This window comes from Geobacter benzoatilyticus (assembly GCF_017338855.1).
GTDB lineage: Bacteria > Desulfobacterota > Desulfuromonadia > Geobacterales > Geobacteraceae > Geobacter > Geobacter benzoatilyticus.
The window spans coordinates 583,671-607,739 of record NZ_CP071382.1 but is presented as its reverse complement, the minus strand read 5'-3'; the positions used below and the strand labels follow the sequence as shown (position 1 = coordinate 607,739).

Genomic DNA, 24,069 nt, shown 5'->3' with positions numbered 1-24,069 from the left:
ATGAAAATCATCTGGGATTCCGAAAAGGCAGCGGCAAACCCTAAGAATAATGATGGCGTTACCTTTGAGGAAGCCCGGCATGTTTTGCTTGATCCCTACGCATTAACTCGTGAGGACAGTGACTCGAAAAACGAGCAACGCTTTATCATCACGTTTGGCATGGGTGGGAAGAATCGAACCCTGATCGTTGTCTACACCTACAGAGGCGAAACAATCCGGATCATTTCGGCCTGGAAAGCCAGTGAGCCGCAGTGGAGGCGCTATGAAAGCCAGTTCTGACAAAATGCACGACAAATACAAAGACCTTGATTTTACCGATGCAAAACCGGTTGGCGAAACGCCGCACCTTGCCAAATTACAGGCAGAAGCGGGAGGAAAATCGAGAATTACCATGCGGGTTGATAACGATGTACTGGCAACGTTCAAGGCACGGGCCGAGATGAACGGTGGCAACTACCAGACGCTGATGAATGATGCCTTGAAGCAGTTTGCCCAAGGACTGAGGCTGACGGACGTGGTACGCGAAGCTATTCATGAAACATGGGAATCATGCCTAACCGCGCGCTCAACCGGTCGCGGGAAAAAACTCCGCGCCGGTTAGCTCTCCAACGTTGTGTGGATTGAACACGAGAAAAATTAGATACTAAAGCCACTTTCATTTGAAGCAAGCGCTCGACGGATCATCCATTCAATAGAATCGTTTGCATTAATGTAAAATAAATGGACCTCAGGGTGACTTTGGGAGAAAACCCTGAAGATTTCATCGACAAAGGCCTGCCCGACCTCCATGACGCCTTTAAAATCTAGAATTACTTCGGTAAATTTGTCAACCCGTGCTAAAACTCTCTTAGCTTGAGAACGTGACACCATATTCTCATCACCATATTGAGCCAGAGCTACTGGAACATGAGTCTTGTAAAATCCTGGATGATCAGTTGTGGCATATTCTTCAAAAATTTCTTTTGTTGTTCTTTTGCTATTAACTCGTATTTCCATAAAAACTGAGGTGCCTTCACCATTTTCTTCTACGTCCAACAACCAATCGTCATGCTCAGTGGTGTGTGAGAAATATTGTTTTCCTGAAAGTATTGCAAAGCGGTCAAACATTCTACTAGTAAAAAAGATTCCTTCACCACTGTGTCGTGAAGGATCAGATGTTAATTTTCCTTTAGAAAGTTCAAGAATTGCATGACGTTCGTCATCCAAGCCAAAAACACGTTTAATTTTACGGAATATACCAACACCATTATCTTTGACCGACAGCTCTAGGTGGTATGCCGATCTCTGTACTGCTACAATTACGTCAGTTCCTTCTGAATGATCAATAACGTTATTAAACATTTCTGTAAAGCCATACTGACAGATAGAGAGAACATTGTGTGGTATCTCATCCAATTCTGGCCTAATGAATGAGCGCCACACCACATCTTCATTTATTTCTGGAGAAATCTTAAACATAGTTGATTTGTCGGACATTGACGCCAACTTGTATTTAGCGGAGTTAGTAGTGCCGGACATTATCAATATGCCTTCATCTACCAGCTTTTTGACGTGCTTTTGCGCTGCTTGTCGGCTTATGCCGAAGTGTTCTGAAACTGATCTCGAAAGCTTTTGAGCTTGGTTTTTGAATACTGATTCGCAGATATATTCTCTGATTTCCATAGCACCCCTCGATGGCAGGTAATTGCAAACCGTTGCATATATATTTGTAAAACAGACCTCGCAATATTGTCAACTTAAAGTTTGCAATATGGGCTACCTTGTCGAGTGGAGTGGCCCAACACCGACATAGATGCTGACGCGGCAGGATAGTACCCTGCCGCGCAGGTCATGCCGAGCCGCCGTTATTGCCGGTAAGATTGATTACCCGCGCTGACCGCTTGATGATTCGGCTGATCCTGTCGACGTCCAAAGGGCCGATGGACCTACGGGCCGTTGTGGAAATAATCGACTGGCACCAGGTTGAGGTATTCGGTAGAGTTATAATCGATACATAGAAGAAAGGACGGAGGACCATGAAAAAGGCATTGCTGATCATCGACGTGCAAAATGAATACTTCACCGGCGCGTTGCCTGTGACCCATCCGGCGGGGAGTTTCGTCAATATCCTTGCGGCCATGGATGCCGCCACGGCGAACGGCATTCCGGTGGTTGTCGTCCGTCATTCTTCGCCCCGCCCCGGTGCGGGGAGCTTTCAGCCGGGAACTCCTGCCTGGGACCTTCACCCCGAGGTGGCCCGGCGCCCCCATGACCTGCTGCTGGAGAAACAGTTGCCGGGGAGCTTCACGAACACGGGCCTGGAGTCCTGGCTCCGGGAGCGGGGGATCGGCACCGTGGTCATCAGCGGCTACATGACCCAGATGTGCTGCGACACCACTTCCCGCGAGGCGTTTCACCGGGGCTTCGCCGTGGAGTTCCTCTCCGATGCCACGGGGACGCTGGCGTTTTCAAACAACGCCGGCTCCGTCACTGCCGAAGAGTTGCATCGGGCGGTGCTGGTGACCCAGCAGCTTATGTTCGCCACGGTGATGACCACGGCGTCGTGGGTCGGCTCTTTTTCGGGGAAGAACGGCTGAGTGCCGGGGCAGGCGTGCCGCGCTGGCGCGGTCACCGGAAAAAACTACATATATGGCGGAGAGAAATTAATGCGTGAACTGTACGACATAAGCAATGTTTCCAATGCCATTCACCTGGCGGTTGCCCCTGTTTTTTTGCTTACCGCCATAGGTGCCATTCTGGGGGTGATGACGAACCGCCTGGGACGGGTCATTGACCGGGCCAGGCTCCTGGAGGGGAGGCTGGAGAACGCGGCGCCGGAAGATGTGGCCGGCATTACGGCTCATCTCTGCATCCTCTCCCGCCGCGCCAAGCTCATCAACCTGGCCATCACCTGTTGTACGATGACGGCATTGTTGATCTGCAGCGTAATCGCCGTTCTCTTCCTGGGCTCGTTTGTCCATTTCAATTTCGCCATACCTGTCGCCATGCTCTTCATAATGGCTATGTTCCTTATGGTTATTGGACTTCTCTGGTTCCTGCGCGAAATCTTTCTTGCCACGGCCAACCTGCGTATCGGCAACCGGTGATTCACGATTTCTGCCGCATGCGAAATCGCCCTCGCCTTGCAGGGGGGGCGGCCGCCCGATGGCGTCAGCCGTCCCGGAGCTTCGAGCCCTGTGCCGGTTTTGCTGCCGGGACGCCTGGAGGTGCAGTCTATTTGCCGGCTACCATGTCTGAGTCACGGAATCGGGGGTAACGGCCAGGGTGGCGCGCAGCCAATCGAACTTTGACTTCAGCAGGTCATAATCGGGGCCGGACGTTATGAACGCTGCCTTTCCTTTGATCAGAAAGCCGGCGCCGGGACCATGCAGCCCCTGAACTTTACTGCTTCCCAGCGTGATCAGTACTTCGGGGTTAAAGGCGATGTTCGCCTCGGTCCGGTGCATGTAACCGGCGGGAATCAGCAACCGACCATCGGCGGATATCCGGACGTAACTGTTCCAGGTGTTGACCATGTGCGGCCCGTCCTGCCCCATCGTTGCGATGGCGACGATGCCGTCCTGTTTCAGAATTTCCTGCAGTTTTTCGGGAATCATGAATGTTGCCTCCTGTGAGTCGATGGGTGTGCCGCTCCACGCAATGATGGAAAGTTATTCTGAACCATAACCGACCAGGGGCTGATGCGCAAGAAGCTCTTGGAAACGGTCATCGCAAATGATGAAAAGAACAGGGAAAGAACAGAGGGGGGGCTCAAATAAGGATATTGTTAATTGTTGAGACCTGACCCCCCCCTATAATTTCTTCTTTTTTCGCGCTTGCAATTTTAGAGCTTTTACTCTATTAGAATAAAAACTCTAACCGAGCCGGAAAGAGAGGACCCATCATGAAAGTGCTCCTCATTCAGCCTCCAAGCTGTGACCCCATCACGGACCGGGTTTTCATGTTCGAGCCCCTTGCTCTCGAATACCTGGGCGCCGGCCTCAAGCTGGACGGCCACGAAGTCCGGTTGCTGGATGCCCGCATCGAACCGGATATCGATGGGGCTTTCGATGGCTTCCGTCCGGACTTGGTGGGGCTCACCGGCTACACCAGCCACGTGAACATAATCAAGAATATCGCACGCCGTTTGAAGGAAAGATCCCCGGATCTCCTGGTCGTGGTTGGCGGCCACCATGCCACGGTCCGTCCCGCGGACTTCAACGAGCCGTGCATCGACATGGTGGTGATCGGCGAAGGAGTGTTCACGCTACGGGAAATCGTCTGGGCCGTGGGTAACGGCGGGAATCTTGCCCACATCAGGGGGGTGGCGATCCCGAACCCCCGCGGCATGGACTTCAGCGAGCCGCGCCCATATACCGACCTGAACGAGCTCCCCTTTCCCGACCGGACCCTCACCGCTCCCTACCGCAAGAACTACTTCAGCGAATGGTTCAAGCCCCTCGCCTCTGTGCGCACTTCCCTCGGCTGCACCGCCCGCTGTAATTTTTGCGCCCTCTGGTCCATCACCGGCGGCAAGTACCTGCGGCGCTCGCCGGAAGCTGTGGTGGAGGAGTTGCGGGGAGTCGCCGAGCCCAACGTCTTTTTCTGCGACGACGAGTCCATGTGCGACGTGAAACGGATGGACCGGCTGGCCGATCTGATCCGGGAGGCGGGGATCAGGAAGAATTATTTCCTCTACGGGCGGGTGGATACCATCGTCGACCACCCGGAGCTGTTCGCCAAGTGGGCCAAAATCGGCCTGGCCCAGGTGTTCGTCGGCATGGAGGACTTTTCCGACGCGCGGCTTGCCGCCATGAAGAAGGGGGTGACCATCGCCCAGCAGGAAAAGGCGGTGAAAATCCTCGATGACCTGGGGGTGATGATGTATGCGTCCTACATGGTCGATCCCGCCTATACCCGCGAGGATTTCCGGAACCTCCTGGGCCATGTGCGGCGCCTGAAGCACAAGTACGCCACCTTTACGGTGTTGACGCCGCTTCCCGGGACCGAGTTGTATGCGGCCAGGGAAGAGGAGCTCATTTCCCGCAAGCCGGAGTTGTACGACATGATCCACGCGCTCCTCCCCACCACGCTGCCGCTTCGGGAGTTCAACGAGGAACTGGCCAATCTATGGGTCAAGGCGGTGCCGTTTCACCGGGTGCTTCCAACCCTCGCCCGCTTCGGGCTGCGGGGGATGCTGATGCGGATCAGGCTGTTCAGCCGAATTCTGGAAAAGGCCCGCGCGGCACACCTGGATTACTGAGTCACCCTGGCTGGGCAGCCGCCGGAAGAGCGATTCTTTCCGGTGGCTATCGTTATCGCCATCTGCTAAAGTTCCGGCCATGAAAACCCGCGACAGAATCATCGAAACCGCCATCGAACTCTTCAACGGGCAGGGGACCAAGGCGGTGACCACCAACCATATCGCCGCTGCAGCAGGCATCAGCCCCGGCAACCTCTACTACCATTTCCGCAACAAGGAAGACATCATCCGCGCCATCTTCGAGCAGATGGACGCCTACGGCCTGGAGCAGTACCGGCTCATTACCGACGTATGTCCCGTCGGCACCCTGGAGGCGATGGAACGGACTTTCGTCATGATCCAGGAGTACAACTGGCGTTACCGCTTTTTCAAGCGCGAGTTGACGGCCCTGATCATGGCCGACCCTCTCCTGCGGGAGCGTTTCCAGCAGACGCACCACGCCCTGCTTGCCCTGGTTCGGCACTCCGTTGACAGCTCAATGGAGTTGGGGGTGATCAGAACTCTTCCAGAGCGGGAACGGGCGCTGCTGACCGAGGAGATCTGGCTGATTGCGCTTTTCTGGCTAAACTACCTGGAAGTGGGGGGAGAGGAAGTCAACGACAATACCCTCGGGAGGGGGATTGAGCTTCTCCGGAACATTCTTGAAGCTTATGGTGCGCAGGTGGACCGCTGATCGTAACGTTCTGCGGCGCGCTGCGGTGGGAGGCGGAATGCATGCAGCTGTTTTGTGGATAGCGAAACTAAATTTTTTAGTATCGCTAAAATTTTAGTTTCGCTATACTCCTCCGGTGAGCACTCTCGCCTTTACCCTCATCGTAATATCCGCCGTGATGCACGCCCTCTGGAACCTGCTGGTGAAGCGGAGCCGGCACAAGACGGTCTTCATCTGGTGGATGTTCGTGGCCTCCAGCGCCCTTTTTACCGTTACGATACCGTTTCTGCCGGAGCGGTTTCGGTGGCCCGACCCCTCGACCTTCCTGCTGGTGACGGCGGGGGCGGTCTGCTTCGTCCTCTACCATCTCCTCAACGGCCGCGCCTACCGGGGGGGCGACCTGTCGGTGGTTTACCCCCTTTCCCAGACTTCCATGGTGTACGTTCCCGTCTGGGGGATGAGCATCCTGGGGGAGCGGTTGTCGATGCCGGGTGTTGCCGGCATCCTGCTGGTGATCCTGGGGGCGTTTTCGGTGCAAATGGAGCGCATCTCCCTGGACGAATTCCTCCGACCCTTCCGCAACCTCGGTTCCTCCACGGTGCAGAATGCCCTGGCGGCGGGGTTCATCTACTCCCTCGGCTCCATCGCCGAGAAGGTGGGGGTGCGGCACTACTCACCCCTCTACTTCACCTATTTCCTCGTGCTCATCATGCTGGGGCTGATGTCGGTCAATCTCCTTCGCTCCTGCTATCGTCCCCTTGTCGTTGAGGAACTGCGGGAGCACTGGCGGCTCATCCTCATAAGCGGACCGATCATGATGGCATCTTTCCTCACCTTCCGCTACGGCCTGAACCTCTCCCCCATGAGCTATGCGGTGCCGGTGCGCCAGGTGAGCATCCTCATGGGGGTGCTCATCGGCATCCTCTTCCTGGGGGAGTCGTGCGGCCGCATCAGGCTAGGCGCGGCGCTGGTGATCCTGGCCGGGGCCGTCATGATACGGCTGGGATAATGCAACCTGTTTTCTAGGATGGATGTGTTGTCGTTTTTCCGGTGGCAAGGTGTTTGCCCACGGCTGTGAGCACCGCGTCGAACTCGGCAACAAAAAGGGCAAGGAGAGGGTCGCAGCATTCGGAACCTTTTCGCAGAGCCGTCTCGAGGTCACGGGCAATGGTCTGGAGTTGCAACGCCGCCACCAGGCCGGCGGCGCTCTTGATGGCGTGGGCGATATCGGCTGCCCGGCATCGGTTCCCCCTTTCCATTTCCGCGCGTACTTCCTCGGCCGTTTCCCCGTAGTCCTTCACGAATTGCCGCAGCAGTTGCCGGTGCAGATCGCGATTCCCCCCGATTTGCCTGATGCCCTCTTCCCAATCGGTGGGCAAAGGCCGGTTTGGCGATTCGCCGTTTGTTTCGGGGCACTGTTGCGCCTCTGCCGCCGGCGCGACAGTGCCGCAAGGAAGCTGAAGCAGGCGGCCTATCTCCTGCAGCAGGGCTGCAGGAGGATACGGTTTGCATAGGTAGCCGTTCATGCCGGCATTGATGCTTGCCCGGACATCATCGTCATTTTCGCTGGCCGTGAAAGCGAGGATGGGGAGGGCGTCGATGCCTGGCTTCGATAGTTGGCGGATCTGATGGGCAGCCGTCAGCCCATCCATGACCGGCATCATGATGTCCATGATCACCAGGTCGAAGTTCTGCTCCTTGACCAACTCGATTGCTTCGGCACCGTTATTGGCGATAGTTACCTCCATGCCGGCTTTTGTCAGGGTAGCGACTGCGAGTCTCTGATTGCAAAGGGCGTCCTCCGCCAGGAGTATCCGCTTGCCGGCCAGTGAATTCCCCGAGAGATTTTTCCCGGGGCCTCCTGCCCCATTGGTGTTCGGCATGTTCCCTCCAACTTTCGGGAATACCGTGACTTCGTGAATGCTTGCGAAGCCCGGTTTGTGTCCCTGGTTTATTCATCGACTCCTGTTATTTGTTGCTTTAGAAAAACTTGTTCCACCTCGGCTTCCGAAAACATCTTTTCCGGGTCAATAATGATCAGCATCTGAGCCGCCAGGTTGATTACCCCGATGAGGCATTGGTGGCTGTCGCTGCCTGACAGCATGGTGGGGGGATACTGGATGTCGCTCCCCGAGACACGCATTACCTCGGAAACGGTATCAACCTTGAATCCCATCAGGGAGTTCCCGACGGTCATGACGATGATCCGGGTCCGGCTGTCGCTTTCGGCCAGTTGAAAGCCAAACCTCTCGCGCATAGATATGACAGGAATCAAGCTTCCCCTAAGGTTGATGATCCCTTCCACGTATGGGGGGGCTGTTGGAACGTGGGTAATGGAGGGAAGCCGTATTATTTCGCTTACTTTTAATACGTCAACCCCGAATTGCTCTCCCTCGACGGTAAAGCTGACGAGTTGCGTCAGTTCGTATCTCACCGCTGCCGGTTCCTCTGCAACAAGGGCATGTGCCATGATTTTCTCCCGTTATCCCTGCATTGAAAGGGGGAGCGTCATTATCTCCTTCCCCCAGCAACCCTGCTGATAGTCTCATGCCAGGCTGAACCGGCTCACAAGGGTCTGCAAGTCGGTAGCCTGCCGGGCAAGCTGTGCCGCCGCCCCGGCCGTTTCCTCGGCCCCGTTTGCCGTCTGGTGCACCACTTCTGTGATCTGCTGGATGTTGGTGGTCACTTCACTGGTGGTTGCGGTCTGCTGCTCGGCAGCGGTGGCTATCTGGCTCACCTGCATGGCCACTTCGTTTATGCGGCTCAGGATATCTTCCAGCGCTTCACCCGATTTCTGGGCCGACACCGCACCCTTTTCGGCCTCCTGAACCCCCTCGTCCATGGCGCGTACTGCATCCCGGGTCTCGCTCTGGATCGTCTTGATCATGGCACCGATCTCCTTGGTGGCCTTGGTGGTGCGCTCTGCCAGCGCCCGCACTTCGTCGGCGACAACGGCGAAGCCGCGTCCCTGTTCCCCGGCTCGCGCAGCTTCAATGGCGGCGTTCAGGGCCAGAAGGTTCGTCTGATCGGCGATGTCCTCAATGGTTCCGATGATTTCGCCGATTTCCTCCGAGCGGGTTCCCAGGGCTTCAACCGTTCTGGACGTCTGGCGCACCCGGTCGGCGATGACCCCCATGCCGGTTATGGTTTCCTGAACGATCTTGGCGCCGGCGGTTGCCGATGCGGTGGACTGCATGGAGGCATCGGCTGCTGCACCGCAGTTGCGGGCGATGTCCGAACTGGTGGCTGCCATTTCTTCACTCGCCGTGGCAACGGTGCCGCTCTGGGAGGCCACTTCTTCCGCGCCGGTGGCGATCTGCTCGGACGTTGCATGGAGCTGTGAGGAGGCGGCCGCGATGCCTGTGGATATGGTTACGGTCTGGATTACCATGTCACGGAGGCTTCTCACCATGTTTCCCATGGCGGAGAGCACCTGTCCGGTCTCGTCGCCCGACGTGGCGACGACATCAACCGTCAGGTCGCCGTCGGCCAAGCGGTTGGCGACTTCGACTGCCTTGCCCAATGGGGCGGTGATTATCCGGGAGATGATCAAGCCGAGGCCGACGGCCATAATCACGCCGATAACCGCGAGCATAGTCATAAGCCGCGAGGCCGATGTGGCAACGGCGTTGTTATTTTCTGCGGTCAGCTTGGCCTGCTTCTCTTTCGACTCCATCAGCTTGTCCAGCAACTCCTGCTCGTGAAATGCCGCTTTCTTGGCGTCGCCATGCATCAGCTCCACCGCCTCGGCATCCCTGCCGGCTTCGTCGAGCTGCAATACTTTGTCGGAAAGCCCTATGTACGCCTTTCGTGTTTCCTTGAACTCGGTAAAAAGTCTCCGCCCATCTTCGGTCAGGATTGTCTTTTCGAAGCGTTCAGCCCTCTCGGTTATTATTTGGCGAAGCTGAAGGATTTTTTCCACATTATGCTGTCGTTCCGTCGGCTCTCTCTCTTCCACTGCGTCGCGCAAGTTAATCCTGATCCGCTGGAAGGCGACAGACATGTTGCCCAGATCGCCCAGGGGAACGGTTACCTTTTCGTTGAGTTTAATGCTTTCGTCTTTAAGCTGGTGAATCTTCAAGATGCCGACAACCCCGATGATGGCGGCGACCATGGCCACCGAAACAAATCCTGCAATGAGCTTCGTGCCAACCTTGAAATTGTTGAACCATTTCATGCCGATTCCTCCTGATGATTTAATAAGTCTCTTGGTGTAACCCTTGCGGTACCTTCGGTGCATATCAGGTGCTGGCGCGGGAAAATCGCTCGATGCGGCTGTCAAGCTAGGCTGAATAGGGGTGAATCTTCCCCTTCGTATCACGGCGAGTTCTTCGGCGCTGAGTACGTAACCCTAATCCCGACAAGCATCTTGCAGGAGATTTTGCCGCTTCCTGCCGAAAGGCATCGTCTGCCGGCAAGCATCCCAGAAATTTCCCACACCTACCTGTGACATGGTTGTTTTCCTGTTCTGTCCCGCAGCGGGACAGTTGCCAATGCTGTTACCCTTAATGTGGCAGGAGTGGTGCCAATTTGTAGATGTAAGTGATTACAGCTATTTATGGTGTTGCGTGCTTTTTGTATTGTCCCTTGAGGGGACAGTGTGGCCTGGGAGGGGACACATGCGGCGGGAAAATGATCGAGGGGAGTTTCAGGAGCGGTAGAAGGCCTTGCGGTTTATCCGAAGGAATTGGGAGGCCTTTGACTTGTTGCCGCCGCACCGCTCCAGGGTTATTGCTAGGATGCGGTCGGTGAGGGCATCGAGGGAGATCTGGTCTGATGGGAGCGTCAGGGTGTAGGTTGTGGTTCCGGGACTGCTCACGGTCTGGATATCGTCGGCCGGCCCCGTTCCTATTCCCAGGTGGGAAGGGCGGATGAGTTCGCCGTCGGTGAGGATGGCGGCCCGCTCCAGGCAGTTGCGCAGTTCCCGGACATTGCCGGGCCATGGGTAATCGAGCATGATATTCATGGCTTCCTGGGATATGCCGGGGAGCGGTTTGCCGAGGTGCTGACGCAACTGGTCGAGGACATGTTCGCACAGCAGGGGGATGTCGTCCTTGCGTTCCCTGAGGGGGGGGATGGTAAGGGGAAAGACGTTGATCCGGTGGTAGAGGTCCTCCCGGAATTTGCCGGAAGCAACCAGGCTGACCAGGTTGCGGTTTGTGGCCACGATGACCCGGCAGTCGGCCAGCAGCGGAGTGTTGCTGCCGATCTTCTCGAAGACCCGTTCCTGGAGGACCCGCAGGAGCTTTGCCTGGAGCGGCAGGGGCATGTCGCCGATCTCGTCCAGGAGGATCGTCCCGCCTCGGGCCATGCTGAATTTCCCTTCCCGATCCCGATCGGCGCCGGTGAAGGCTCCCCGTACATGGCCGAAAAGCTCGCTTTCCAGAAGATGCTCGGGGATAGCGGCGCAGTTGACTGCAACAAATCCGGCAGGGAGCCCATTGCCGGCAAAGTGGATGGCGCGCGCCAGCACTTCCTTGCCTGCACCGCTCTCACCGTAAATGGCCACCGTGGTCTGCCGGGCCGACGCGACCCTGGCGGCCAGTTCCAGAAGTTCCTTCATGGCCGGGTTGACGGTGACGATGCTCTGGAAGGTGAATCGCTCCCGCAGCAATCCCGTGATCTGCTGGTTTTCGCGGATGACGTGATGATGGTCGAGGGCGCGCCGGATGGTGATACCCAGGACATCCGGGTTGTAAGGTTTCTCCAGATAATCGTAGGCGCCCCGCCGCATGGCCTCCACGGCGCTTTCGACGCTCCCGTGGCCGGTGAGAACTATTATGGGAAGGCCGGGATGGCGCTTGTGAACCTGTTCAATGAGTTCAAGGCCGTCCATTCCCGGCATCATCAGGTCGGAGATGATCAGGTCGACCGCTTGCTGTTCGAGGATGGCCAGTGCCTCTTGTCCGACTGACGCGGTCAGGGGGGTGAACCCAGCCTCGCGCAGGTGATTTTCGAGGAGAAGCAGAAAAATCTGCTGATCGTCTACCGCTAGGATTTTCGGGTCGCCCATGGTTCAGATGGCCTTTGCGTTCTCTATTGCAGTTCACTTTAAGTCTTATCGGCAAGAATGAAGATTTATTCACTGCGAATAATAATTTTGAAAATTGCAATAAAATCGAATCATTATATTAATTCTTGAGGCTGGGTCGGCTTTCTGTTAAGTTTTTTTGCATGTTCGAGGCTGTGCGTGGGGAGAGGAGTCCGGCCCCTGCCCATGAGCAGGCAAAGGAGGCGAACGGATGCTCGGAAAACTCGTCTGGTTGGTGATTTCGGCGGTTGCGGCGATTTCACTTGCCGTGGTGGCTGGGGTTGTGAATCCGGGGGAGAAGGTGAACGCCCTCTGGCTCGTGACTGCCGCCGCCTGTTTCTACCTGGTTGCCTACCGCTTCTACGGCGCCTTCCTGGCGGCGAAGGTTCTCTCCCTCGATGCCCACCTGAAAACTCCGGCCCGGCGCCTGGCCGACGGCATGGACTACCACCCCACCAACCGCTGGGTCCTCTTCGGCCACCACTTCGCGGCCATCGCCGGGGCCGGTCCCCTCATCGGCCCGATGCTGGCGGCCCAGTTCGGCTACCTGCCGGGATTCCTCTGGATTCTCATCGGGGCAGTGGTGGTGGGGGCGGTGCACGATATGGTGATCCTGGCGGCGTCGGTGCGGCGCAACGGCCGATCCCTGGCCCGGATCGCCAAGGACGAGATCGGGCCGGTGGGGGGGCTGGCGGCGTCGCTGGCCATCCTCTTCATCCTGATCGTGGCCCTGGCGGGGCTCGGCCTTGCGGTGGTGAACTCCCTGGCCAATAGCCCCTGGGGGACTTTCACCATCTTCCTCACCATCCCCATTGCCCTCTTCATGGGGCTCTACCTCTACAAGCTCCGCCCCGGCCGGGTGGGGGAGGTGAGCGCCATCGGTTTCGTGCTCCTTCTGCTGGCGGTATTCAGCGGCCACTTCATTCCCGGTTCTCCCCTTGAGCCCTTCTTCAGTCTCGGGAAGGGGGGGCTTACCCTTGCCATGGCAGCCTACGGCCTCATCGCTTCCATTCTCCCGGTCTGGATGCTCCTCTGCCCCCGGGACTACATCTCCACCTACATGAAGATCGGCACGGTGAGCCTTCTGGCCGTCGGCGTCATCTTCATGGCTCCCACCATCCAGATGCCGGCCGTGACCTCGTTCGTTTCCGGCGGCGGGCCGGTGATCCCCGGCAAGCTCTTCCCATTCATGTTCATTACCATTGCCTGTGGCGCGGTTTCGGGGTTCCATTCCCTCATATCCTCGGGCACCACGCCGAAGATGATCATGAGCGAACGGGAGATACCGATGATCGGCTATGGGGCCATGCTGGCCGAGGGTTTCGTGTCGGTCATGGCGCTGGTGGCGGCCACAATCCTCATCCCCGGCGACTACTTCGCCATCAACACGAAGCTCTCCTTCGACGCCATCGCGGCCCTGGGGTTTCCCATCGACCGGGTGCGGGAGCTGTCGGCCATGGTGGGGACCGACATCGTCGGCCGCCCCGGCGGCGCCGTTTCCCTGGCGGTGGGGATGGCTTCCATCCTGTCGTCGCTCCCCGGCATGAAGGGGCTCATGCCCTACTGGTACAACTTCGCCCTCATGTTCGAGGCCCTCTTCATCCTCACCACCGTCGATACCGGCACCAGGGTGGCCCGCTTTCTCCTCCAGGAGCTGGGGAGCCGGGTCTATGCGCCCCTGGGGCGGCAGCGCTGGCTTCCCGGCATCATTTTCACGAGCGCTGTCGTGGTGGCCGCATGGTCATACCTGATATGGTCCGGCAACGTCTCCACCATCTGGCCCATGTTCGGGGTGTCGAACCAGCTCCTGGCGGCCATTGCCCTCGGGGTCGGCACCACTATCCTCATCAAAACCGGCAAGGTCCGCTACGCCTGGACTACGTTGATCCCCATGGCTTTCATGTACGTGACGACGTTCGCCGCCTCGTGGGACCTCGTGGGCATTTTTCTCGGCAAGGCCGCCACGGCTCCCGCGGCATCGGAAGCCCTGACCTTCAGGATGAACGCCGGGCTGGTGGCGGTGATGGCTGTCCTGGCGGTGGTGACCCTGATCGATATGCTCTACAAGTGGTACGGCTACCTCACCGAGAAGAGGCCCATTGCCACAAGCGAGGTGCTGGAGTATGAGGATGCCGCGTAGCCGCACCATGATCGTCACCATCATCGCCGCCATGGCCGAGAATCGCGTGATCGGAAAAGACGGCGCCATGCCGTGGCACATCCCCGACGATCTGGCCCGGTTCAAGTCCATAACCATGGGGCACCCGGTCATCATGGGCCGGAAGACCTTCGAGTCCTTGGGACGCCCGCTTCCGGGGCGGCAGAATATCGTCCTTACCCGCCGGGAAGGATATGCCCCCGAAGGTGTGACCGTCGCCCGCACCCTTGACGAGGCCCTGGAGCTGGCCGGTGCCGCCCGCGAGGTGTTCATCTGCGGCGGCGGCGAGGTTTACCGGGAGGTTCTGCCGCTTGCGGGCCGCATCCTTCTCACGGTTATCCATGACGCGTACGAAGGGGATACGGTTTTTCCGGAGATCCCCGGCGATTTTCAGGAGATGGAGCGGATTTCCGGCGAGGGGGCGCCCCCCCATGAGTTTCTCTCTTTCGAGCGCCGGAGGGAGCTGACGCCATGACCAGCCGCCGCTTTTCCGTATTCCTTGTCCCGGCTGCGGACGACCGCCGTTGGGCCGAAGGGGTGATCCGCGAGCTTGCCGCCCGCTATGACGCGCCTCCCTTCGAACCCCACGTCACCGTCTATGGCGGGAGCTACGATACGGATGCCGACCTGGAGCCGGTGCGCCGGGCCCTTGCCGAGGCGGCGGCCGGAACTGGCCCCATCACCCTGCGGGTGACGGGGCTCGGTGTGACGGAGGAGTACTTTCGGTCCCTCTTTGTTGCCTTCGGGGATGAGCCCCCCCTGAGCCGGGTTCATGAAATGGTGAAGGGGGCGGTGGCCGCCGATTCGGGGCACGTGCTCATGCCGCACCTCTCGCTGCTCTATGCCGACATGCCGCTGGCAGCAAAGGAGATGGCGGCGCGCACCGTCTCCCTGGACAGGCAGGAGATGCGCTTTGACGAGCTGAAGATCGTTGCCCCAGACCCGGTGACCGGCTGGAGCGACGCCCGGAGGTGGCAGACCCTTTTTCGGGTGCGGCTCGGGGCGCCGGCGAAGGGGGTGAAGGCGGTCCTCTTCGACTATGGCGGGGTGCTGGCCGAGGAGGGGTTCCGGGAGGGGCTCTTCGAGCTCGCCCGGCGCCAGGGGCTGGACCCAATCGCGCTTCACGGTGCCGGCATGGAGGCGGTCTATGAGAGCGGCTATGTCCTGGGGACGGGGAGCGAGAGCGCGTTCTGGTGCATGGTGCGGGAGCGGACCGGCCTGCGGGGTAGCGCCCGGGAGCTGACATCAGTCATCCTGGACCGCTTCGTTCTCCGCCCCGGGATGCTGGAGCTGGTGCGGGCACTTCGTGCAAAAGGGTACATCACCGCAATCGTCAGCGACCAGACCGACTGGCTGGAATGGCTTGACCGGCGTGACGGCTTCTTCCGGGAATTCGACCGGGTATTCAACAGCTACCGCCTCGGCAAGGGGAAGCGCGATCCGTCCCTCTTTGACGATGTGGCGCGGGAGTTGGGCATCGACCCCCGTGATGCGGTCTTTGTGGATGACATGCTGGCAAACGTTGTCCGGGCCGAGAGCCGGGGGATGCGGGGGATCGTTGCCGATGGCGAGCCGCAGCTGCGGCGTGAGCTCAAACGGTTCGTGGAGGTGTGACATGCGTGCGATGATTTTCGACGGGGCGGGGATGCCCCTTCGTCTTGCCGATGTGCCGGTGCCGGAGCCGGGTGCCGGGGAAGTGCTCCTAAAGGTCCACGCCTGCGGCATCTGCCGCACTGACCTCCACATCGTGGACGGCGAACTGACGGAGCCGAAGCTCCCCCTCATTCCCGGCCACCAGATAGTGGGGAGCGTGGTGCGCCTCGGTGCCGGAGTCCATCGCTTCGCGGAGGGAACCAGGGTGGGGGTGCCGTGGCTGGGGGCCACCTGCGGCACCTGCCGCCACTGCACTTCCGGGCGGGAGAACCTGTGCGACCATGCCCTGTTCACCGGCTACCAGCGAAACGGCGGTTTCGCCGAGTACACGGTGGCCGATGCCCGTTTCTGCTTCCCGATCCCCGAAGGGTACCCGGACCTGCAGGCGGCGCCGCTCCTCTGCGCCGGGCTCATCGGCTACCGCTCCCTGGTCATGGCGGGGGACGCGGAGCACCTCGGGGTCTACGGCTTCGGCGCAGCGGCGCATATTGTAACCCAGGTGGCCGCTTTCCAGGGGCGCAAGGTTTTCGGATTTACCCGGCCCGGCGACGGTGAAGGGCAGGCATTCGCCCGGGAGATGGGGGCGGTTTGGGCGGGAAGTTCGTCGGAGCTTCCTCCCGAGGAACTGGATGCCGCCATCATATTCGCCCCGGCGGGAGAGCTGGTGCCGGCCGCGCTCCGGGCGCTGGGGAAGGGGGGGGGCGTCGTCTGCGGGGGCATCCACATGAGCGATATCCCGCAGTTCCCCTACGACATCCTCTGGGGAGAACGGAGCATCAGGTCCGTCGCCAACCTCACGCGCCGGGACGGCGAGGAGTTCCTTGCCCTGGCGCCGCGGGTGCCGGTGCGGACTGAAGTTCAATCCTATCCGCTTGAGGCTGCCAACGAAGCCCTGGGCGATCTGCGCCGTGGAGCGATCCGGGGGGCAGGGGTCCTGGTGGTGACGTAAGCTGTAAATATTTTTTCTGCTAAATGGCTGCATGATTGTCGAAATTTGTTATGGTGACATTTTTTTTATCTTTGTTTGTTGAGGATTTTTGATTAATTGTAGTCCCTTACATCGCTTCGCGATGCCGTTATATAACTGGCTCGAATCTTGAAAATAGATTGGTCAGATGGACGGCAGTTCCTAAGGGGGTTAGCGAGGCGCACCATGCAGGCATTACATGATGACGAGTGGTTTGAGCGGGGGGTCGAGGCGCTGGACAACGGTAATGTCTATATGGCGCGCTCCTGTTTTGAACATGTGGCTCGGGTGGGTGCAAATCCGGAAGCCTTTTCCTATCTTGCCCTCTGCCAGGCAAAGACCCGTGGCAAGTTCAGCGACTCCATATCCCTTGCCCGCAGCGCCATTGCCCGCGAACCGGACAATCCCCGCCTGTACGAGAATCTGGGAAGAATCTATTATCTGGCGGGGATGAGGCTTGAGGCGGTGGAAGTCCTGCGCGAGGGGGTGAGGCGCGGAGCCGGTGAAAATGCGGTGAACGAACTGAAGCGGATTGGTACCCGGAAGCCGCCACCCTTTCGCTGGCTGCACCGCAACCATGTCCTCAACAAGTACACCGGCATTTTGCTGGCGCGGCTCAAGCTGCGGTAGGGTGGGAGAGAAAAGGGGCGTCCGGATAACCGGGCGCCCTTTCCAGTTTCAGGCTGAGATTGACGGGATTGGAGGTCCGATGGTACCTTGTCCCCCATGGAATTGACCTGCTCCGAAGCCATAGTTCTTGCCTCCATGGATTTTCGCGAGAGCGACCGCATCGTCACCCTCTTCACATTGGAGCACGGGAAGGTGCGGGGCGTGGCCAAGGGGGCCAAGCGGAGCGCCCGGCGTTTCGGCCCGGCGCTGGAGCCCTTCGCGCGCATTCGCGTGGAGATGGTTGTGAGGGAAGGGCTCTCATCGGTGCGGGGGGCCGACGTGGTTACCCTCTATCCCGGAATCCGCGGTGACCTTTACGCCATCGGCCTTGCCGGCTATGCCGTTGAGCTTACGGACCGCTACCTTCCCGATGGGGCGCCGGCCCCCCGGCTCTACCGGCTTCTGACCGCATACCTGGAGCGGCTCGATGCCGGGGAAACCGCCGCTTCGGACCGGCGTTTTTTCGAGGCGAATTTTCTCAATATTCTCGGTTATCGCATATCGCTCGACCAGTGCGCGTCGTGCGGCGTTGATATTCCGCCGGAGGGTTCCCGGCGGGTGGGTGGGGGGGGAGCGGTGCTCTGTGCCGGTTGCGGCCGTCACGGCATCACCCTTGGAGCGGAAGCTGCGGCGCTTCTCGGGCGATGCCTCGAAACCGGCCGGTTCGGAACCGTGCACTTTTCACCCCCCGCCCTGCGTGAGGCGGGGGCGCTTCTCGACAGCGCCATCGCCGTCCATCTGACCCGTCCACTCAACTCCATTGCCTTTCTTAAACAGATTGAGCCCGATTAATCCTTGACACGCTCGGCCGGACGATGTAATCTTTCCGACTCTAATTGTGCGTAACTTGGACTCTTTTTAAGTTTCGTCAAACACTGTTTATAACGGGTAAAGAGCTTTGTTTTTTACCGACGGAGGAGCCGTTTTGACGTTTCAAGATCTGATTCTCTCCCTCCAGGGGTACTGGGCCAAGCAAGGCTGCGTGATTCAGCAGCCCTATGACACCGAAAAAGGTGCCGGTACCTTCAACCCCGCGACATTCCTCCGCGTCATAGGCCCCGAGCCGTGGAACGTGGCCTATGTCGAGCCTTCCCGCCGTCCCACCGACGGCCGCTACGGCGAAAACCCCAACCGACTCCAGCACTATTACCAGTTCCAGGTCATCATGAAGCCGTCTCCCCTCAATATCCTGGATCTCTACCTGGATTCCCTGCGGGCCTTCGGCATCGATCCCCAGAAGCACGACATCCGTTTCGTTGAGGACGACTGGGAGTCGCCGACCCTGGGAGCCTGGGGCCTCGGCTGGGAGGTATGGCTTGACGGGATGGAGATCACCCAGTTCACCTACTTCCAGCAGGCGGGCGGCATCGACCTGAAGCCCGTAGCCTCGGAGATTACCTACGGCTGCGAGCGGATCGCCATGTACCTCCAGGGTGTGGACAACGTCTACGACCTGGAATGGGTCAAGGGGGTCAGCTACGGCGACATCCACCATCGGAGCGAGGTGGAATTCTCCACCTACAACTTCGAGGAGGCGGATGTGGCGATGCTTCTCCAGCTCTTCACCATGTACGAGAAGGAGTGCGTCCGGCTGGTGGAGCGGGGGCTTGTGCTCCCCGCCTACGATTACGTCATGAAATGCTCCCACACCTTCAACCTCCTGGATGCGCGTGGGGCCATCTCGGTCACCGAGCGCGCCTCCTACATCGGCCGGGTGCGGAACGTGGCGCGGCTGTGCGCCGAAGGGTACCTGAAATTACGCGAAAGCCTCGGCTTCCCGCTGTTGAAAGGAGGCCGTTAGCATGAGCAAGGAGCTTTTTCTTGAAGTAGGCACCGAAGAGATTCCGTCGGGTTTCATCCCCAAGGCCATGGCCGAGATAGAGGCCCTTCTCGCGAAGGAGCTGGAACACGCCCGCCTCACCTATGGCGAAATTCGCACGCTCGGCACGCCGCGCCGCCTTGCTGTTGCGGTCAGCGGACTGCCGACGGTGCAGCCCGATGCCGAGATAACCGCCCTCGGACCGGCAAAGAACGTGGCCTTCAATGCCGAGGGGAAACCGACCAAAGCTGCCGAAGGTTTTGCCCGCGGGCAGGGGGTGGACGTTGCTTCCCTTACCCTGGTCTCCACCGAGAAGGGCGAGTATGTTGCTGCCGTTCGCAAGGAGAGCGGCCGTCCGGTGACGGATCTCCTGGGCGAGATCCTGCCGCGGCTCCTGGGGAACATCTCCTTCCGCAAGTCCATGCGCTGGGGCGATCTGGATGTGCGCTTCGCGCGGCCCATCCACTGGATCGTGGCCCTGTTCGACGGGGTCGTGGTCCCCTTCAGCTTCGGCAACATCGAGAGCGGCACCATCTCCCGCGGGCACCGTTTCATGGCTAACCAGCCCTTCCCGGTGCGGGACTTCGCCCACTATCTTGAAGAGTGCGAGCGCCACTTCGTCATCCCCGACCCGGAGCGGAGAAAAGAAATCATCCGCCGGGAGGTTCACCGGGTTGCCAAACTGGCCGGCGGTCATGTCCTCCCCGATGAGGGGCTCCTGGAAGAGGTTGCATATCTCTGCGAATATCCGAGCGCGGTCCACGGCACCTTCTCCGCCGAGTTCCTGAAGGTTCCCCGGGAGGTCCTCATCACCTCCATGCGGAACCATCAACGCTATTTCTCCGTCGTCGACGAGGACGGGAAGCTCCGCCCCGCCTTCATCACCATCAACAACACCCTGACCGACGACCCCTCCGTGGTCATCAAGGGGAACGAGCGGGTGCTCCGTGCCCGTCTTTCCGATGCCCGCTTCTTCTTCGAGGAAGATCAGAAGGTGAAGCTGGAAACCAGGGTGGAATCGTTGAAAAGCGTTGTTTACCAGCAGAAGCTGGGCACCTCCTTCGAGAAGATGGAGCGCTTCCGGGCTCTGGCCGAAGGGCTTGCCGGCCTCCTCAATCCGGCGGTTAAGGAAAAGGCCAGCCGGACCGCGTTCCTCTGCAAGGCCGATCTCGTCTCCGGCATGGTGGGCGAGTTCCCCGAGGTGCAGGGGATCATGGGGCGCGAATACGCCCTCATCGAAGGGGAGGATGCGGAGGTGGCCGCAGCCATTGCCGAACACTACCTCCCGACCCAGGCGGGGGGCGAGCTTCCGGCTTCGGACATCGGTGCCTTCGTCTCCATCGCGGACAAGCTTGATACCATCTGCGGCTGCTTCGGCGTGGGACTCATCCCCACCGGCTCCGCCGATCCCTACGCTCTGCGCCGTTCTGCCCTGGGCATCATCAATATCATCCTGGACAAGGAGTACCGCATCTCCCTTGAGGAGCAGGTGGACAAGGCTCTGGGGCTGTTGGCAGCAAAACTGACCCGCCCCGTTGCCGAGGTTAAGGCGGATGTTGTGGAGTTCTTCCGGGGCCGTTTCGTGAATCTCATGGCCGACCGCTATGCCGCCGATGCGGTCGAGGCGGCCGTGTCGGCCGGTTGCTCCGACCTGGTGGATGCCGAGGCCCGGATTGCCGCCCTGGCTGCCTTCAAGCTGCAATCCGATTTCGAACCCCTTGCCGTGGCTTTCAAGCGGGTCGGCAACATCGTGAAGGACGGGGTGGACGTGCCCGTGGACCCGAAACTGTTCCAGGACCCCGCCGAGGGTGGGCTTCACAAGGCTGTCCAGGCCGTTGCCGCCACCGTACGCAAGAAGATCGAGGAGAGGGCTTACCTGGACGCCCTTACCGAGATTGCCGCCCTTCGGGGGCCGGTCGATACATTCTTCGACAAGGTCATGGTCATGGCCGAGGACGAACGGGTGCGGACCAACCGCCTTGCGCTCCTGACAGGGATCGCAAGGATGCTCGGCACCATGGCCGACTTCGCCAAGATAGCCGCCTAGCTCACGCTAGGCGGCTTTTTTTATGTTTTAGTCCGGCTGAACTGTGTTGAGTAACACTTAAGGTGAATTTAATAAGGCCGAAAAGAGTTTATTGTCAATAAATGGCGGCGTAACCGTCACAACCACAGAGGAGGAGTGCAATGGCTGAAAAGTATGTCTATTTCTTCGGTAACGGCAATGCAGAGGGAAAAGCCGACATGAAGAACCTGCTGGGGGGCAAGGGGGCCAACCTGGCGGAAATGACAGCAATCGGACTGCCGGTTCCCCCCGGCTTCACCATCACCACCGAGGTATGCACCTACTACTACGCCAACAACCAGACTTATCCGGCGTCCCTTGCGGCCGAAGTGGCCGGGAACCTGAAGCAGGTGGAGGCCATCATGGGGCGGACCTTCGGCGATCCGAAGAATCCCCTGCTGGTTTCGGTTCGCTCCGGTGCCCGCGCCTCCATGCCGGGTATGATGGATACGATTCTCAACCTGGGCCTCAACGACGAAACGGTGCAGGGGATCATCGCCCAGAGCGGCGACGAGCGCTTCGCCTATGACGCCTACCGCCGGTTCGTGCAGATGTACTCCGACGTTGTCATGGGGATGGACAAGGATGCCCTGGAGCACCTGCTGGAGGAAAAGAAGGAGGCTAAAGGGGTAAAGCTCGACACGGAGCTCACCGCTGCCGACTGGAAAGAACTGGTTGGGAAGTTCAAGGCAAAAATCAAGGACGTTCTCGGAGTCACTTTCCCCGAAAATCCCCAGGATCAACTCTGGGGCGCCGTGGGTGCCGTTTTCGGCTCCTGGATGAATCAGCGGGCCATCACCTATCGCCGGCTTAACGGCATCCCCGCCGACTGGGGCACCGCCGTCAACGTCCAGTCCATGGTCTACGGCAACATGGGGAACGATTGCGCCACCGGCGTCGCCTTCACCCGCGACCCCTCCACCGGCGAGAACTATTTCTACGGCGAGTACCTGGTCAATGCCCAGGGCGAGGACGTGGTTGCCGGCATCCGGACCCCGCAGCCCATCAATCGCTCCAACAGCAAGGACTCCACGCTTCCCGCCATGGAAGAGGTCATGCCCGAGTGCTACAAGCAGCTGGTGGATATCCGCGGCATCCTGGAGAAGCACTACAGGGACATGCAGGATATCGAGTTCACCATCGAGAAGGGCAAACTCTTCATGCTCCAGACCCGCAACGGCAAGCGGACCGCCAAGGCGGCCATAAAGGTTGCCGTGGATATGGTGAATGAAGGGCTCATCGACGAGAAGACCGCGGTCCTGCGGGTCTCTCCGTCACAGCTTGACCAGCTCCTCCACCCCTCCCTTGACCCCAAGGCCAAGAAGAATGTCATTGCCAAGGGGCTTCCCGCATCGCCGGGCGCCGCATCGGGCGAGGTGGTCTTCACTGCCGATGAGGCCGAGGCCGCCGGCCGGCTCGGGCTCAAGGTCATCCTGGTCCGGGTTGAAACTTCCCCGGAAGACATTCACGGCATGCATGCGGCCCAGGGAATCCTCACCGCCAGGGGGGGAATGACCTCCCACGCGGCGGTGGTGGCCCGGGGGATGGGCAAGTGCTGCGTGGCCGGTTGCGGCGACATCAAGGTGGATTATGCCGCCGGCCAGTTCATGACTGCCAAGGGGGAACTGGTCAAGAAGGGGGACACGATTACCCTCGACGGTTCAACCGGCGAGGTTATGCTCGGCGAGGTGCCCACCGTGGCACCCCAGCTCACCGGCGACTTCGGCATCCTCATGGGGTGGGTCGACAACTACCGCAAGCTCAAGGTGCGGACCAATGCCGACACACCCAACGACTCCCGGGTGGCCCGCGAATTCGGCGCTGAGGGGATCGGCCTTTGCCGTACCGAGCATATGTTCTTCGAGGCGGACCGTATTGCGGCTGTGCGCGAGATGATTCTCTCCGACGATGTCGAGGGGAGAAAGCGGGCGCTGGCCAAAATCCTCCCCATGCAGAAGGGGGACTTCCTCGGCATATTCCGCGAGATGAAAGACCTGCCTGTTACCATCCGTCTCCTGGATCCGCCGCTGCACGAGTTCCTTCCCCAGGATGACAAAGACATAGATGCCTTGGCCAAGACCATGGGTGTGACTGCCCAGACCCTAAAGAACAAGGTGGATTATCTGCACGAGTTCAACCCGATGCTAGGCCATCGCGGGTGCCGCCTGGGGCTCACTTTCCCTGAGATCTACGACATGCAGGTGCAGGCTATTATGGAAGCCGCCTGCGAACTGACCAAGAACGAGGGCTTCACCATAGTCCCCGAGATCATGATTCCGCTTGTGGGAGTGGTGAGCGAACTGGCCCGCCTGAGGGAGAACACCGTGCGGGTCTGCGAGGAGGTCATCGCCGCCTATGGCGTGAAAATCAACTACCTGATCGGCACCATGATCGAGCTCCCCAGGGCGGCCATCACCGCCGACGAGATTGCCCGTCAGGCCGATTTCTTCTCCTTCGGCACCAATGACCTGACCCAGACCACCTTCGGCCTGTCGCGGGACGACGCCGGCAAGTTCCTGCCGTTCTATGTGGAGTCGGGGCTCCTGGAAGAGGACCCCTTCGTCTCCCTCGACCAGAACGGCGTCGGCGTTCTGGTGAAAATGGCAACGGAGAAAGGGCGCGCCACGCGGCCTGGCATCAAGCTCGGCATCTGCGGTGAGCACGGCGGCGACCCGTCGTCGGTTATCTTCTGCCACAAGATCGGTCTCGACTACGTTTCCTGCTCCCCCTTCCGGGTGCCCATCGCCCGTCTGGCCGCTGCCCATGCGGCCCTGGAGGAAGCGAACTGAACCACGGTTGATTAGTTGTTTGTT

22 protein-coding genes are annotated in these 24,069 nt (G+C 59.5%); 16 read left to right on the top strand and 6 right to left on the bottom strand.

Features of this window, described 5'->3' with window-relative positions:
- Together JZM60_RS02780 and JZM60_RS02775 are read left to right on the top strand one after the other, a co-directional pair.
- Positions 1 to 279: a BrnT family toxin gene (locus tag JZM60_RS02780; RefSeq protein ID WP_207164010.1), complete on the top strand. Its 279-nt coding sequence runs from the start codon at positions 1 to 3 to the stop codon at positions 277 to 279.
- Complete coding sequence (locus JZM60_RS02775) at positions 263 to 601, top strand: BrnA antitoxin family protein (RefSeq protein ID WP_241426351.1); 339 nt, start codon at positions 263 to 265, stop codon at positions 599 to 601. The genes JZM60_RS02780 and JZM60_RS02775 overlap by 17 nt, the downstream gene beginning before the upstream one ends.
- Positions 602 to 636: 35 nt before the next feature.
- Here the strand turns inward: JZM60_RS02775 and JZM60_RS02770 are convergent, their stop codons facing one another.
- The gene (locus JZM60_RS02770) at positions 637 to 1,662 is read right to left on the bottom strand and encodes an STAS-like domain-containing protein (protein ID WP_207164009.1); all 1,026 of its coding nucleotides are present in this window, start codon (positions 1,660 to 1,662) and stop codon (positions 637 to 639) included.
- Positions 1,663 to 2,015: 353 nt separating this feature from the next.
- Here JZM60_RS02770 and JZM60_RS02765 point away from each other — a divergent pair, with 353 nt between their 5' ends.
- Entirely contained in the window at positions 2,016 to 2,576 is a 561-nt protein-coding gene (locus tag JZM60_RS02765; protein WP_207164008.1) for a cysteine hydrolase family protein, read from the top strand.
- Positions 2,577 to 2,645: 69 nt separating this feature from the next.
- Positions 2,646 to 3,086 (top strand): DUF2721 domain-containing protein, encoded by a 441-nt coding sequence (locus tag JZM60_RS02760; protein WP_207164007.1) that lies wholly within the window; start codon positions 2,646 to 2,648, stop codon positions 3,084 to 3,086.
- A 138-nt stretch (positions 3,087 to 3,224) separates the two neighbouring features.
- On the opposite strand, the gene JZM60_RS02755 is transcribed toward JZM60_RS02760, so the two are convergent.
- Positions 3,225 to 3,596, bottom strand: a complete 372-nt coding sequence (locus JZM60_RS02755) for a pyridoxamine 5'-phosphate oxidase family protein (protein WP_207164006.1) — start codon at positions 3,594 to 3,596, stop codon at positions 3,225 to 3,227.
- 287 nt (positions 3,597 to 3,883) lie between these two features.
- Between JZM60_RS02755 and JZM60_RS02750 the strand changes: the two genes are divergently transcribed.
- From JZM60_RS02750 to JZM60_RS02740, 3 genes are all read left to right on the top strand, one after another.
- A complete protein-coding gene (locus tag JZM60_RS02750) occupies positions 3,884 to 5,242 on the top strand; it encodes a B12-binding domain-containing radical SAM protein (RefSeq protein WP_207164005.1) in 1,359 nt (452 codons plus the stop codon).
- 79 nt (positions 5,243 to 5,321) lie between these two features.
- Positions 5,322 to 5,915 carry a TetR/AcrR family transcriptional regulator gene (locus JZM60_RS02745; protein WP_207164004.1) on the top strand — a complete coding sequence of 198 codons (594 nt, stop codon included), beginning with the start codon at positions 5,322 to 5,324 and terminating at the stop codon, positions 5,913 to 5,915.
- 115 nt (positions 5,916 to 6,030) lie between these two features.
- The gene (locus tag JZM60_RS02740; RefSeq protein ID WP_207164003.1) at positions 6,031 to 6,903 is read left to right on the top strand and encodes an EamA family transporter; all 873 of its coding nucleotides are present in this window, start codon (positions 6,031 to 6,033) and stop codon (positions 6,901 to 6,903) included.
- 13 nt (positions 6,904 to 6,916) lie between these two features.
- Here JZM60_RS02740 and JZM60_RS02735 read toward each other — a convergent pair whose 3' ends face one another.
- The 4 genes from JZM60_RS02735 to JZM60_RS02720 all read right to left on the bottom strand — a co-directional run bounded on the left by JZM60_RS02735 (position 6,917) and on the right by JZM60_RS02720 (position 11,907).
- Positions 6,917 to 7,777 carry a response regulator gene (locus JZM60_RS02735; protein WP_207164002.1) on the bottom strand — a complete coding sequence of 287 codons (861 nt, stop codon included), beginning with the start codon at positions 7,775 to 7,777 and terminating at the stop codon, positions 6,917 to 6,919.
- A 68-nt stretch (positions 7,778 to 7,845) separates the two neighbouring features.
- Positions 7,846 to 8,364, bottom strand: coding sequence for a chemotaxis protein CheW (locus tag JZM60_RS02730; protein ID WP_207164001.1), 519 nt, complete (start codon positions 8,362 to 8,364; stop codon positions 7,846 to 7,848).
- A gap of 75 nt (positions 8,365 to 8,439) precedes the next feature.
- Positions 8,440 to 10,071 carry a methyl-accepting chemotaxis protein gene (locus tag JZM60_RS02725; RefSeq protein WP_207164000.1) on the bottom strand — a complete coding sequence of 544 codons (1,632 nt, stop codon included), beginning with the start codon at positions 10,069 to 10,071 and terminating at the stop codon, positions 8,440 to 8,442.
- A 471-nt stretch (positions 10,072 to 10,542) separates the two neighbouring features.
- Positions 10,543 to 11,907, bottom strand: coding sequence for a sigma-54-dependent transcriptional regulator (locus JZM60_RS02720; RefSeq protein WP_207163999.1), 1,365 nt, complete (start codon positions 11,905 to 11,907; stop codon positions 10,543 to 10,545).
- Positions 11,908 to 12,136: 229 nt separating this feature from the next.
- Here JZM60_RS02720 and JZM60_RS02715 point away from each other — a divergent pair, with 229 nt between their 5' ends.
- The 9 genes from JZM60_RS02715 to ppdK all read left to right on the top strand — a co-directional run bounded on the left by JZM60_RS02715 (position 12,137) and on the right by ppdK (position 24,045).
- Complete coding sequence (locus JZM60_RS02715) at positions 12,137 to 14,065, top strand: carbon starvation CstA family protein (RefSeq protein ID WP_207163998.1); 1,929 nt, start codon at positions 12,137 to 12,139, stop codon at positions 14,063 to 14,065.
- Complete coding sequence (locus JZM60_RS02710; protein WP_241426350.1) at positions 14,055 to 14,558, top strand: dihydrofolate reductase; 504 nt, start codon at positions 14,055 to 14,057, stop codon at positions 14,556 to 14,558. Before JZM60_RS02715 ends, JZM60_RS02710 begins: the two co-directional genes overlap by 11 nt.
- Positions 14,555 to 15,697: an HAD-IA family hydrolase gene (locus tag JZM60_RS02705; RefSeq protein WP_207163997.1), complete on the top strand. Its 1,143-nt coding sequence runs from the start codon at positions 14,555 to 14,557 to the stop codon at positions 15,695 to 15,697. The genes JZM60_RS02710 and JZM60_RS02705 overlap by 4 nt, the downstream gene beginning before the upstream one ends.
- 1 nt (position 15,698) lies before the next feature.
- Entirely contained in the window at positions 15,699 to 16,685 is a 987-nt protein-coding gene (locus JZM60_RS02700) for a zinc-dependent alcohol dehydrogenase family protein (RefSeq protein WP_207163996.1), read from the top strand.
- A 204-nt stretch (positions 16,686 to 16,889) separates the two neighbouring features.
- The gene (locus JZM60_RS02695; protein WP_207163995.1) at positions 16,890 to 17,333 is read left to right on the top strand and encodes a tetratricopeptide repeat protein; all 444 of its coding nucleotides are present in this window, start codon (positions 16,890 to 16,892) and stop codon (positions 17,331 to 17,333) included.
- 96 nt (positions 17,334 to 17,429) lie between these two features.
- Positions 17,430 to 18,164, top strand: a complete 735-nt coding sequence (gene recO / locus JZM60_RS02690) for a DNA repair protein RecO (RefSeq protein ID WP_207163994.1) — start codon at positions 17,430 to 17,432, stop codon at positions 18,162 to 18,164.
- Between the two features lie 133 nt (positions 18,165 to 18,297).
- Positions 18,298 to 19,173 (top strand): glycine--tRNA ligase subunit alpha, encoded by an 876-nt coding sequence (gene glyQ, locus JZM60_RS02685; RefSeq protein WP_207163993.1) that lies wholly within the window; start codon positions 18,298 to 18,300, stop codon positions 19,171 to 19,173.
- Between the two features lies 1 nt (position 19,174).
- The gene (gene glyS / locus JZM60_RS02680) at positions 19,175 to 21,238 is read left to right on the top strand and encodes a glycine--tRNA ligase subunit beta (RefSeq protein ID WP_207163992.1); all 2,064 of its coding nucleotides are present in this window, start codon (positions 19,175 to 19,177) and stop codon (positions 21,236 to 21,238) included.
- 140 nt (positions 21,239 to 21,378) lie between these two features.
- Positions 21,379 to 24,045 carry a pyruvate, phosphate dikinase gene (ppdK, locus tag JZM60_RS02675; protein WP_207163991.1) on the top strand — a complete coding sequence of 889 codons (2,667 nt, stop codon included), beginning with the start codon at positions 21,379 to 21,381 and terminating at the stop codon, positions 24,043 to 24,045.
- The last annotated feature ends 24 nt before the right edge of the window (positions 24,046 to 24,069 follow it).